The organism is Capilliphycus salinus ALCB114379, assembly GCF_047276495.1.
Taxonomy (GTDB): domain Bacteria; phylum Cyanobacteriota; class Cyanobacteriia; order Cyanobacteriales; family Microcoleaceae; genus Capilliphycus; species Capilliphycus salinus.
In genome coordinates, this window is record NZ_CP178543.1 from 4972006 (window position 1) to 4984482 (window position 12477).

Annotated in this window: 9 protein-coding genes; 7 read left to right on the forward strand and 2 right to left on the reverse strand. The window is 47.3% G+C overall.

All coding sequences use genetic code 11. From position 1 onward, the window contains the following. Window positions 1–43: 43 nt before the first annotated feature. Window positions 44–1555: an NADH-quinone oxidoreductase subunit M gene (locus tag ACL6C3_RS20135; protein WP_413160824.1), complete on the reverse strand. Its 1512-nt coding sequence runs from the start codon at window positions 1553–1555 to the stop codon at window positions 44–46. A 138-nt stretch (window positions 1556–1693) separates the two neighbouring features. Further along, the gene (locus tag ACL6C3_RS20140) at window positions 1694–3565 is read right to left on the reverse strand and encodes an NAD(P)H-quinone oxidoreductase subunit F (RefSeq protein WP_413160825.1); all 1872 of its coding nucleotides are present in this window, start codon (window positions 3563–3565) and stop codon (window positions 1694–1696) included. Window positions 3566–4633: 1068 nt separating this feature from the next. Between ACL6C3_RS20140 and ACL6C3_RS20145 the strand changes: the two genes are divergently transcribed. From ACL6C3_RS20145 to ACL6C3_RS20175, 7 genes are all read left to right on the forward strand, one after another. Then, window positions 4634–4945: a carbon dioxide-concentrating mechanism protein CcmK gene (locus ACL6C3_RS20145; RefSeq protein WP_009785181.1), complete on the forward strand. Its 312-nt coding sequence runs from the start codon at window positions 4634–4636 to the stop codon at window positions 4943–4945. A gap of 185 nt (window positions 4946–5130) precedes the next feature. Then, window positions 5131–5472, forward strand: coding sequence for a carbon dioxide-concentrating mechanism protein CcmK (locus tag ACL6C3_RS20150; RefSeq protein ID WP_413160826.1), 342 nt, complete (start codon window positions 5131–5133; stop codon window positions 5470–5472). 235 nt (window positions 5473–5707) lie between these two features. After that, window positions 5708–6010 (forward strand): EutN/CcmL family microcompartment protein, encoded by a 303-nt coding sequence (locus ACL6C3_RS20155; protein WP_413160827.1) that lies wholly within the window; start codon window positions 5708–5710, stop codon window positions 6008–6010. Between the two features lie 84 nt (window positions 6011–6094). After that, window positions 6095–7774 carry a ribulose bisphosphate carboxylase small subunit gene (locus tag ACL6C3_RS20160; RefSeq protein ID WP_413160828.1) on the forward strand — a complete coding sequence of 560 codons (1680 nt, stop codon included), beginning with the start codon at window positions 6095–6097 and terminating at the stop codon, window positions 7772–7774. Between the two features lie 39 nt (window positions 7775–7813). Further along, on the forward strand, window positions 7814–8494 hold the full coding sequence (locus tag ACL6C3_RS20165) for a carbon dioxide concentrating mechanism protein (RefSeq protein WP_413160829.1): 681 nt from the start codon (window positions 7814–7816) through the stop codon (window positions 8492–8494). A gap of 215 nt (window positions 8495–8709) precedes the next feature. Next, entirely contained in the window at window positions 8710–9486 is a 777-nt protein-coding gene (locus tag ACL6C3_RS20170) for a BMC domain-containing protein (protein WP_413160830.1), read from the forward strand. Between the two features lie 411 nt (window positions 9487–9897). Next, the gene (locus ACL6C3_RS20175; RefSeq protein ID WP_413160831.1) at window positions 9898–12171 is read left to right on the forward strand and encodes a heavy metal translocating P-type ATPase; all 2274 of its coding nucleotides are present in this window, start codon (window positions 9898–9900) and stop codon (window positions 12169–12171) included. Window positions 12172–12477: the final 306 nt, after the last annotated feature.

Sequence of the window (12477 nt, forward strand, 5' to 3'; positions counted from 1 at the left end):
TGAACTTCAAAACGTTCAAAACTTTTGAAGCCAGTCCTCTATTTTAATATTTTAAATTGCTCGTTGGGGAAGCCTCGGCAACGGTAGCCGAAACATTAACTAAAGCAGTCGTTGTGCTTTCGGTTAAATTAACCATCAAACTGGGTTGAATGCCTAAAATGGTGATAATAATAGCCAAAGCAATAGCGGGAATGCGATCGCGCCATTGAACTTGCGGTAAATTCACCACCCAATCCGATAAACGTCCGAAGAAAACCCGGTTAATCATAATCAGAAAATAAACCGAAGTTAAACCCGTTCCTACCATGCACAATAACGTTTGTACGGGAAAAACTTCAATACTGCCGCGAAACACAATAAACTCAGAAATAAACCCAACTAAACCGGGAATTCCGGAACTTGCCATTACCGCCAAAATCATTAAACTGCCAATTAAAGGTAAACCCCGCTCGGGATTCAGCAGTCCACACAACACGTTTAAATCCCGACTTCCCGACTTTTTATAAACCACCCCAACTAACAAAAATAGCAAGCCAGAAATCAAACCGTGACTCACCATTTGTACAATAGAACCGAGCAAACTCAAAGGCGTAGCCGCAGCAAAAGCTAAGAGAATATAACCCATGTGAGCGATAGAACTATAAGCCACCATTTTCTTCATATCGGTTTGAGAAATGGCACAACAAGCCCCATACAAAACACTGACAACCGCCCAACCCGCCATCCAGGGTGAAACAATATTCCAAGCATCAGGAAATAACCCCACGCCAAAGCGTAATAAACCGTAAGTTCCAAGCTTTAATAAAACCCCGGCTAACAACACAGAAATCGGTGTAGAAGCTTCAACGTGGGCGTCGGGTAGCCACGTATGAAAGGGAACCAAAGGAATTTTAATTCCAAACCCGATCACAATCCCCGTTAATAGAATTAATTGGGTTGTCATGGGTAAAGCAGCAATTCCCAAAGAACCCGAACCGAGTGTTTCTAAATCAAAATTAGATGCGGACGTCAAAAAGACAATTCCCAAGAAAGAAGCCAAGATTAAAATGCCGGAAACCGCAGTATAAATTAAAAATTTAGTCGCCGCATAACCCCGTCTTTTTCCGCCCCAAATGGCAATTAATAGATAAAGCGGGATGAGTTCAACTTCGTAAAACAGCAAAAATAGCAGCAGGTTTTGAGCCAAAAATGTTCCCGCAATTCCCGAGGCAATCAACAGAATTAAGATATAGTAAAGCCGATGGCGAGAAATATTAGTTTCTGTACTCCAAATGGCAATACTGGTGAGTAAACCGTTGAGAATAATCAACGGCAATGATAAACCATCCAAGCCCAGATAATAGTTTAATCCCAAAGGTTCAATCCAGGGGATAAACTCGCTCATTTGTAAGTCGGGAATATCGGGATTAAATAAACGGGCTAAAATAATCGACCAAACAAACAAACCGCCGACAAAAATAAAAGCAATTTGACGGGATTGTTTGGCGGTGAGTTCGGGCCAAAATCCAATCAATAAAGCGGCGAGCAGCGGTATCCAAATAAAAACACTCAGCATGGAAGGTTAATGATATTTTGTTGATAAATTTGGGATTAAAACGGGTAAAAGTCAAAAGTTAAGGGCAGAATTTTATCAGTTTAGATTGATAGTTTTTGAGATGGATTCTACCCCATTTTTCCACCGAAAAAACTCGGCTTAAAATTGCCACAGCATTAAAATCACCAAAAAACCCACTCCGAGAGTAATGGTGAGAACGTAAAATTGAGATTGACCGGAAGCACTATATTTTAAGCCTTCGCCGCTCCCCAAGGTCGCCAAACCAAAAATGTTAACGATCCCATCAATAATATAGCGATCGATCCAGGCGCTAATCGCCGAAATTCGACTCACTAAAAAGACAACGGTAAAGCCATAGAGTCGGTCGATATAAAAGTCATAAGCTAACAGTTCTTGGACGGACTTCCAAGGCAGCCGAACGGGTTTTTCTGTCGCCCCGTAGAGGTAAATTGCGCCGCCAATTCCCGCACCAATTAAACCGGAGATTAATAATAAAGGAACTGCCGCTTGATGAATCAGTTGATTCAAATTTGAAATAGAAGTTTCCCCAAAAGGCGATGACCAACTTAACAGTAATTGCCACTGTTGCAACATCAGGGGAACGAACAAGTTAATAACGATCATCGAAACCATTGGTAACGCCATCGGCCAGGGAACTTCCGGCGTGCGTCGGGTTTTGGGTTGGGGTTTTCCGGCAAAAACTAAACCAAAAACTCGGGTTAAATTGAGCGCGGTTAAACCGTTGACGAGTAGCAAAATTAAAATTAACCATCCGGGAACTTGCCAAAACCCATCCACCCAGCGCCGCACAGTCCAAAACATCCCGAAGGGTAGCAAACCAACCATGCTATTCGCCCCAACCAGGAAAGCCGTTGTCGTTGCCGGCATCCGCGACCACAAGCCCCCCATTTCGGTCATATCTTGGGTACTGGTGGTCAAAATAATCGAACCCACGCTCATAAATAGCAGGGCTTTGGCGAGGGCGTGAGTCAGCAGCAGTAACAGGGCGACATCCACCTGTTGCAAGCCGACGGCGATGAACACCAACCCTAAATAGGCGCTGGTGGTGTGGGAAAAAGCCCGTTTAATGTCAATTTGGGCGATCGCCACCAAACTCGCCCCGATCGCCGTTGCGGTTCCCAAGGCGATCAAAACCCCGTCGGTAATGGGAGAAAGCGCCAAAACCGGTTGTAGTTTAATTAATACATAGGCGCCGGCGGAAACTACAATTGAGTTTCGCAAAATTGAGGCGGGGTTGGGGCCTTCCATCGCTTCATCGAGCCACAAATGCAAGGGAAATTGAGCGCATTTCCCCACCGGACCGGCAATTAAGGCCAAACCCAGTAAAGTGGCGGTTAAAGGTTGGAGTTGGGCGGTTTCTGCCCAAAATTCCAGATCGGAAAAGGTTAAACTCCCCGATAGGGCGGAAAGGGCGACAACTCCCATCAGTAGCAACACGTCTCCGACTCGTTTGGTTAAGAAGGCGTCCCGGGCTGCTGTCACCACCAACGGTTGAGCGTACCAGAAGCCCACCAGTAGATAGGTTGACAGGGTGAGCATTTCTAGCAACCCGTAGGTTAGGAATAATGAATCACTTAAAGCGATTCCCGTGATGGCGGCTTCAAAGAAACCCAGGAGGGCGTAAAATCTCGCGATCGCCCAGTCTTTTTCCATGTAGCCCAGGGCGTAGAGTTGAGCGGCTAAACTTAGACCGGCGACTAATTCCATCGCTCCCACGCTCACGGAGGAGATTTCGAGAACAAAGGAAATGTTTAGGTCCGGGGCGCTTAACCAGTTATAGGTGAGGTTGATCGGGAGATGATTCCAGGTGGTTCTAAACAGCAGTGTGCCGTGAATGAAGGCTAAGACTGTCATTAATAAGTTTATGTAGGCGGCAGGTCTTGGCCCTGTACGTCGCACTAGACCCATCGCCCAAGGTAGGGTTAAGATTGCCCCGATCAATCCGTAGAAGGGTATACACCAACTCGTTTGTATGAGAAACTGACTCATTGATAAGGTTTCCGAAAGTGGCTACTCTAATAGAGTTTTTTTATGTTGATTATTTAGTTTAGTAATTTTCTCATTAGTTGGGGTATTCGTCTATACTCGGGTTGAAATCTACGCCGATTGGAGTAGTCGCGATTCCACCCCAGACCCGAATAATCCCGAGTTTAATTTGTCCGAGGCTTGACAATTGCGAGCGTTTTATTGTCAAAAATGGCGGGGGTTTGAATTGAGTTGCTTTCTATTCGGACTGCTTCTTTTATTCATGTTTTATAATGGTTTTTGGCGATTATTTTTGCTAGGATAATTTTATCAATTCTTCAGGTAATGGTTGTAGAGCGATCGGGTGTTAGAAGTCGTGAGGTCAAAAGTCAGAAGCGCAAAGTGCGGGTATTGTGCGGTCTTGGGGTCACGCCTGCGTGAAGCGACGGACGTTCCCGGAGGGTCTTGGGGTCACGCCTGCGTGGAGCGCGAACTCCGTTGCTCTAGTTCCCAGAGTTGAAGGAAGTTCGCGCATAGAGCAACTTTGCAAGACAGTCAGAAGTAAGCGCGTTCGCGCTCGCTTCGCGTACAGGAGTTGCTATGTTCAGGAGTTCAGGACGAAAGAATTACCCCTTACCCCTTACCCCTTACCCCTTACCCCTTACCCCTTACCCCTCTTGCCTGTTGCCTGTTTCCTCTTAACTGGTGACTGGTGAGGCAGCGCGGTCTTGGCGGTTTCCGTCGAACGCGCGTGCGTCTCCGCTACTGAGATGGAGCGACTGCCGAACGCGGGTGCGTCTCCGAAGGAGATACCCGAAGGGTGACTGGTGACTGTATATTGCCCCTTTCCTAAAGTTTTTTAAAAAAATATTAAACTATATTACGGATTAACAATTTTAATTAAGTGTATCAGCAAGAATAATAGAGATTTATATTGTCAAGGAATACACAATTCTCCTATTCTATTAAACAGGGAGAAAGGTATGAACGCTTCTAGAACCGTATAAATCGCGAGTCTAGTGGTAATTGTACCGATTGGTCTAGAAAATTTAGGCAGCTAGGTCTGCTTTTGTGTTAATTAGGAGTTAAACAATGTCAATCGCTGTTGGGATGATTGAAACCATAGGTTTTCCAGCCGTTGTAGAAGCGGCTGACTCAATGGTGAAAGCCGCCCGAGTCACCTTAGTCGGATATGAAAAAATCGGAAGTGGTCGCGTGACCGTAATTGTTAGAGGCGATGTGTCAGAAGTTCAAGCCTCCGTTGCGGCGGGAATTGAGGCAGTCAAGCGCGTCAACGGTGGTGAAGTCTCATCGACCCATATTATTGCCCGTCCCCACGAAAACTTGGAGTACGTCCTGCCGATCCGTTATACCGATGCGGTTGAACAATTCCGGGCTTACTAAAACAGCCATGCAGTTCAGAATGGATCTGGACTGGCATCACTCATCAGTCGTCGTACAAGACTCACCAGCACCAGAAAAGCAGCAAGAGATCTGTGGGAGAAATTCCGAAACGGAACTGGTTAGTGAGTCGGTCTTGTACGACCTCAAAGTGTGTTCATTGAATTGACAGAGATCAGGAGTTAGATATGGCCATTGCAGTTGGCATGATTGAAACCTTGGGGTTTCCGGCTGTGGTAGAAGCAGCCGATTCGATGGTAAAAGCGGCTCGCGTTACGCTCGTGGGATATGAGAAAATTGGTAGCGGACGAGTAACGGTGATTGTGCGAGGAGATGTTTCGGAAGTGCAAGCTTCTGTTTCTGCGGGAATGGAATCGGTGCGTCGAGTCAATGGGGGTCAAGTGGTCTCCACTCATATTATTGCTCGTCCCCACGAAAACTTAGAGTATGTTCTACCGATTCGTTATACCGAAGCTGTAGAACAATTCCGTGAAAGTGTGAGTGGAATTCGTCCGCTCAACCGTCCCTAGAAACAAATCCGTTTTAGATAATCCGATCCAGAAAAGACCCGTAAAAGATTATTCTGGTAGACGTTGCGATCGCAACGCAGAATCGGCTGTGTTTTCCCGATAGGTTCTGCACCCGTAGAGTCTCCATTGGATTGAACAGCAGGCGATCGCACCCTTGCTCAACTCGCACGCTCGATCCGGTTGACGAGCTAATCATTGAAACGCGAACAAAATTGCACATTTCCCCCAAAGCCCCATGAAAATTGCCAGAGTCATTGGCACAGTCGTGAGTACACAAAAAGAGCCAAGTTTGAGAGGCTCAAAATTTCTACTCTTGCAATTCATCGATGAAACAGGAGAAACCCTGCCCGAATATGAAGTTGCACTCGATTACGTCGGTGCGGGTTTTGATGAGTGGGTTTTAGTAACGCGGGGAAGTGCGGCTCGTCAAATCCCCGGCAGCGAAACTCGTCCCAGTGACGCGGCTGTAGTAGCAATTATAGATACCATTACAGCGGGAAATCGTTCGCTCTACAGCAAAAAAGATCAGGAACGTTAGTCTCAACCTCTGAGCTAAAAGCCCTGAACAATTCAACAGTAAACAACAGAAAACTAACACATATTGGTTAGGAGAAATTCAATTATGGCAGTCCGTAGTCTGGCGGCTCCTCCAACACCTTGGTCTAAAAACTTAGCCGAGCCGAAAATCGATTCTAGCGCCTACGTTCACTCCTTTTCAAACATCATCGGAGATGTGCGAATTGGAGCCAACGTTTTGGTCGCCCCCGGAACCTCCATCCGCGCCGACGAAGGATTCCCGTTTTCCATCGGCGAAAACTCCAACATCCAAGATGGGGTGGTGATTCATGGCTTAGACGAAGGCCGGGTCAAAGGGGATGATGGTCAATCCTACTCGGTGTGGATTGGTAAAAACACCTCAATCACCCACATGGCTCTGGTTCACGGGCCGGCTTACGTGGGGAACAACTGCTTCATCGGCTTCCGCTCAACGGTATTTAACGCCAGAGTCGGAGATAACTGCATTGTGATGATGCACGCCTTAATTCAAGACGTGGAAATTCCCCCCGGTAAATATATCCCCTCAGGGGCAATTATTACCAACCAACAACAAGCCGATCGCTTACCCGATGTCACCGATGCCGATCTGAAGTTTTCCACCCACGTCATCGGCGTCAATCAATCCCTGGCAGCAGGCTATCAATGCTCAGAAAATGCGGCCTGTATTGCTCCCCTTCGCAACGAAGTCGGCGGTCACACCAGCAACGGCGGCGGACGCGATCGCTCTTACGCCTACGCCGGCAGCAGCGGCCTGGATTCGTCTATTGTCCAACAGATCAACCAACTGTTAGCCCAGGGCTACAAAATCGGCAGCGAACACGCCGACAAACGCCGCTTCCGCACCAGTTCTTGGCGGAGTTGCGCTCCGATCGATTCTAACAACCCCAGCGAAGTGATTGCCGCCTTAGAAGCCTGCTTAAAAGAACACGAAGGGGAATATGTTCGCCTGTTGGGAATTGACACCGAAGCCAAGCGTCGGGTGTTAGAAGAAATCATTCAGCGTCCCGACGGCCCGGTACACAAATCCTCCAACGGCAAAGTTTCGGTTTCCGCACCCTCGGCAGCTTCGGCTCCCGCTCAACGCCGTTCGAGCGCTCCAGTTGCCAGCAGCAGTAACGTTAGTTCTGGCCTGAGCGAACAAATCAGTCAATTATTGGCTCAAGGCTGCAAAATCGGTCTGGAAAACGCCGATAAGCGTCGTTTCCGCACCAGTTCTTGGCACAGCGGCCCGGCGATCGAATCCACCCGAGTTGCGGATGTGGTCGCCCAAGTTGAAGGCTTTGTCAAGGAACATCAAGGCGAATACGTGCGCTTAATTGGGATCGATCCGAAAGCCAAGCGTCGCGTCGTCGAAGAAATCATTCAACGTCCCGATGGTAAACCGACTTCCTTTGCAGCGACAACAGCCAGCGTTGCACCGGCACCGAAACCGGCAGCAGTCGCCTCTCGCCCTTCAGCTTCGGTAAGTTCGAGCAATGGTAGCCTCAGTTCAGAAACCATTGCCTCCGTTCGCAGCTTGCTGGCTCAAGGCTACAAAATCGGTACCGAACACGCCGATAAGCGCCGCTTCCGCACTAGCTCTTGGCGGAGTTGCTCCCCCATTGAGTCAACCCGTGATTCTGAGGTGATCGCAGCTTTAGAAGCCTGTATGCAAGAGCATAGCGGCGAGTATGTTCGGTTAATTGGTATCGATCCGGCCGCCAAGCGTCGGGTGATGGAAGAAATTATCCAAAAACCGAACTGAACCCAAGGGGCTGTTGATATTTCTAGAGGTTCACACTTAATGTATAGGTCGCCACCGCAACCCCTGAACAATGCTTCTGCTTTCGTGAGTGGCGATGTCACAATTGACCCCAGTGTTGCGATCGCAACCGGAGCGATCCTCCAAGCCGATCGAGACAGTCAAATTGTGATTGCCACTGGGGTTTGTATTGGAATGGGGGCGATTGTCCATGCTCACCAGGGCAAGATTGAAATAGAAGCCGGAGCGAGTATTGGTGCAGGGGTGTTAGTGGTCGGTCATGGAACGATTGGGGCGAAAGCTTGTATTGGGGCGGAAACAACGCTTCTCAATCCGGCGATCGCCGCCAAACAGGTTGTACCCGCCGGTTCAATTGTTGGGGACCAATCTCGGTCTGTGACCCTTTCTTCGGCTTCCGAGGAGGCAGAGGAAACAGAGGAGGCAAAACTTCCCCGTGAAGTTGAACCGGACTCAACCGTTGAGGAAGTTGAACCGGACTCAACCGATCAACCGGAAGAATCCCCGCCCGAGGAACCGTCTCCAGAAAAGCCGCCAACCGAGTCAGCCCCCGACTCGACGACTGGGGCGAGTTCTCTGGAGAAATCGGTCAATTCTCCGGCGACGATTGTCTACGGGCAAGTTCGTCTGAATCACTTGTTAAACACGCTACTTCCCCATCGGAAATCTTTGAACAATTCCAAACCCGGCGATCGCTCTGGCTGAAAATTAGTAAAATAGAGAAACAGAGAGAATTCGGGCATCGGGCATCGGTTTTGCCGAGTCGGACAATAGCATTTCACGGTTACGGGTGAAGGGGAGAACAGACAAGAGAATCAAAATTTTCCTTCCGTTGCGAAGTGTCTCTGTGTGCCGTTTGCCCCTTTGCCCAACTCCCTGGAACTGAAATTCCGCCCGTCCAAATTCCAACAATCGTATTCATGGATGCACACCTGCAAAAATTTGTTTCCCCTCAACGGATGAAGCGACCCGAATACCAAGATATGGCTTTGGGTCTGGTTGAAACACGCAGCTTTCCGGCGATCGTCGGGACGGCTGACATGATGCTGAAGTCAGCAGGTGTTCATCTGGTCGGTTACGAAAAAATCGGCAGTGGCTACTGTACGGCTATAGTCCGGGGTCGCATTGCCGATATTCGTTTGGCGGTCGAAACCGGAAGCGATACCGCCAAACAGTTTAACGAATTTGTTTCGTCTCTGGTGATTGCCCGCCCCCTTCCCAATTTAGAATATGTTTTACCGATTAGTGCGCGTTTATCTCAGTTGGCGACCAGTGGCGGTCACAGTCGCTTGAGTAACCAAGCTGTCGGTTTGGTCGAAACCCGGGGTTTTCCGGCGATGGTCGGCGCTTGTGATGCGATGCTAAAAGCCGCTGAGGTCTATCTGGCTTCCTACGAAACCATTGGCGATGCGTTGTGTACGGCGATTATTCGGGGTTCGGTTGCCGATGTTGCCGTAGCGGTAGAAGCCGGAATGCTCGAAGCTGAACGAATTGGGGATTTGAATGCGGTGATGGTTATTCCTCGACCTTTGGATGATTTAGAACAAACGTTACCGTTGGCGAGTTGCTGGATCGAAGAAAAACGTCAACCGTTGAAACTCCCGCTCAATGTTAAAGAAACCGAGAAAGAAACGGTCGAATTACCCAATTTCAAAGAACTTCCTCAACGCATCGAAGAAGAAAACGATTACTTATAGTTTCAAAATCCCCGATCGCCATCAAAGGATCGCGATCGCGAATTTTAATGTTAAATCAAATTCCCGATCTGGGGTGGGGCGGGTTTATGTAACTTTTCTGTGAGAAAACATAAATTAATGCGGAACCCGCCCCTACCAACAGGCATTAATCAAGCCAATATCATATTATATGAGTCCGACTCATCAATGAGCGCCATGTAGGGGCGGGTTCAGTATTGATCGAGGGCGACCACTCCCAGATTGAATTAAACCCGCCCCGCAACCATAAAAGGCATTAATCAAGCCAATATCATATTATAATTTTCTCTCCCCAAAGAAATAGGTAAATATTCGGCCCTTGACTCTCCAGTTGACTGGAGGCTTTATCCTAAAAGAATCAGACTTATCAACAATTCTCATTGGGTCAAGGCGATGGAAACGATTTATTTGCGACTAAAAGGTATGGGGTGCGCCGCCTGTGCCAATAAAATCGATCGCGCCATTCACGAAGTTCCCGGCGTAGCAGAATGTAACGTTAATTTAGGCGCAGAACAGGCAACCGTTCAGTATAATCCGAAACAAACTAATACTGAAAAAATTCAACAAGCGGTTAGCGATGCGGGATACAGCGCCGAACCGTTAGAAAACACTCAAAATGACCTCGAAGATCGGGAGAAAGAAAACCGTCAAATTGCCCAAAAATTGAGGCGAAAAGTTATTGTTGGTGCGGTGATTAGCACTATTTTAATTATCGGAAGTTTACCGATGATGACGGGGTTAGAAATACCCTTTATTCCGATGTGGTCACATAACCCTTGGTTGCAATTAATTTTAACAACTCCCGTGATGTTTTGGTGCGGAAAAACCTTTTTTACCGGGGCGTGGAAAGGCTTAAAACGTCACAGCGCCGACATGAATACATTAATTGCAGTCGGAACCGGTTCGGCTTATCTTTACTCCCTATTTGTGACAATATTTCCGGGATTTTTTAGAACTCAAGGGTTAAGTGCGGATGTTTATTATGAGTCAGCATCCGTTATTATTACTCTGATTTTACTCGGACAATTACTCGAACATCGCGCCAGAGGACAAACCTCGGAAGCGATTCGGAAATTGATGGGTTTACAAGCAAAAACTGCAAGAGTTGTACGGGATGGAAAAGAAGTGGATATTCCTCTAGAAGCGGTTAATGTTGGGGATATTATTATTGTTCGTCCTGGTGAAAAAATACCCGTTGACGGTGAACTGATAGAAGGACGTTCAACCCTTGATGAATCGATGGTAACGGGGGAAAGTGTACCCGTTGAAAAGAAACCCGGAGATGACATTATTGGCGCGACCATTAATAAAACCGGAAGCTTTAAATTTCGGGCGTCTAGAGTGGGAAAAGACACCGTTTTAGCCCAAATTGTACAACTGGTACAACAGGCGCAGGGTTCAAAAGCACCCATTCAAAGATTAGCCGATCAAGTCACGGGTTGGTTTGTTCCGGTGGTGATTGCGATCGCGATTTTAACCTTTATTATTTGGTTTAATTTTACCGGAAATTTAACCCTAGCCACCTTAACCAGCGTGGGCGTTTTAATTATTGCTTGTCCCTGCGCGTTGGGATTAGCAACCCCAACTTCTGTAATGGTCGGAACGGGATTGGGCGCCGAACACGGGATATTAATTAAAGGCGCAGAAAGTTTGGAACTCGCCCACAAAATTCAAACGATTATTCTCGATAAAACCGGAACGTTAACCGCAGGAAAACCAACAGTTACTAACTATATTACCACAGGGGGAACTGCCAACGATAACGAATTAAAACTATTACGATTAGTCGCCGCAGTCGAACGAAAATCAGAACATCCCCTCGCCGAAGCGATTGTTCAATATGCGGAATCTCAGGGCGTTAATTTTCCCTTACCGGAACCCGAAGACTTTGAAGCGATGACGGGAATGGGCGTTCAAGGCTATGTTTCGGATCGATTTATCCAAATTGGAACGAGTCGCTGGATGGGGGAATTAAACGTTAATATTGAAGGCTTAAAACAGTTTCAAGACCAGTGGGAAAGCGACGGAAAAACCACCGCTTGGATAGCCGTTGATGGTACAATAGAAGGGTTAATTGGAATTGCTGACACCCTCAAACCCGCTTCAGAAAATGCGGTCAAAACCTTAAAAAGAATGGGGTTAGAAGTGGTAATGATTACGGGAGATAATCAGAAAACAGCAGAAGCCATTGCATCACAAGTTGGGATTGAAAGAGTATTTGCAGAAGTTCGCCCCGATCAAAAAGCAGATTTGGTGAAATCTATTCAAAAAGAAAAGAAAAGAAAGGGGGAAAATCATCGAATTGTGGCGATGGTTGGCGATGGAATTAATGATGCGCCCGCCCTCGCCCAAGCCGATGTGGGAATTGCCATCGGTACCGGAACAGATGTGGCAATTGCAGCCGGAGATATTACCCTAATTTCTGGAGAATTAACGGGAATTATCACCGCAATTAAACTCAGTCGCGCCACCCTGAAAAATATTCGCCAAAATCTGTTTTTTGCGTTTATTTATAACACCGCAGGAATTCCCATCGCCGCAGGAATTTTGTATCCGTTGTTTGGTTGGCTACTCAATCCCATTATTGCGGGTGCTGCGATGGCAATGAGTTCGGTTTCTGTGGTGACAAATGCGTTGCGTTTGCGGAATTTTAAACTGTCATCCTGATAAAATATTCCGGTATCTGGGGCGTCAAAAGATATCAAATTTTGTAGGGGCGGGTTCAGCAATTATTTATGTTTTCCCAGAGACAAGTTATATAAACCCGCCCCACCCCAAAATAGAATCAATCAACCGGAGATGGTATCAAATTACATCAAAATTTGTAGGGGCGGGTTCAGTCAGTCACCAGTCACCAGTCACCAGTCACCAGTATTGTAGGGGCGGGTTCGACATGAATTTATGTTTTCTCACAGAAAAGTTATATAAACCCGTCCCACCCCAAAACAGAATCAATCAACTGGATATCGTATG

Coding starts and splice junctions, on each gene's coding strand:
- ACL6C3_RS20175 (WP_413160831.1), top strand. CDS start 9,898: ATGGAAACGATTTATTTGCGACTAAAAGGTATGGGGTGCGCCGCCTGT.
- ACL6C3_RS20165 (WP_413160829.1), top strand. CDS start 7,814: ATGTATAGGTCGCCACCGCAACCCCTGAACAATGCTTCTGCTTTCGTG.
- ACL6C3_RS20150 (WP_413160826.1), top strand. CDS start 5,131: ATGGCCATTGCAGTTGGCATGATTGAAACCTTGGGGTTTCCGGCTGTG.
- ACL6C3_RS20140 (WP_413160825.1), bottom strand. CDS start 3,565: ATGAGTCAGTTTCTCATACAAACGAGTTGGTGTATACCCTTCTACGGA.
- ACL6C3_RS20145 (WP_009785181.1), top strand. CDS start 4,634: ATGTCAATCGCTGTTGGGATGATTGAAACCATAGGTTTTCCAGCCGTT.
- ACL6C3_RS20135 (WP_413160824.1), bottom strand. CDS start 1,555: ATGCTGAGTGTTTTTATTTGGATACCGCTGCTCGCCGCTTTATTGATT.
- ACL6C3_RS20170 (WP_413160830.1), top strand. CDS start 8,710: ATGGATGCACACCTGCAAAAATTTGTTTCCCCTCAACGGATGAAGCGA.
- ACL6C3_RS20155 (WP_413160827.1), top strand. CDS start 5,708: ATGAAAATTGCCAGAGTCATTGGCACAGTCGTGAGTACACAAAAAGAG.
- ACL6C3_RS20160 (WP_413160828.1), top strand. CDS start 6,095: ATGGCAGTCCGTAGTCTGGCGGCTCCTCCAACACCTTGGTCTAAAAAC.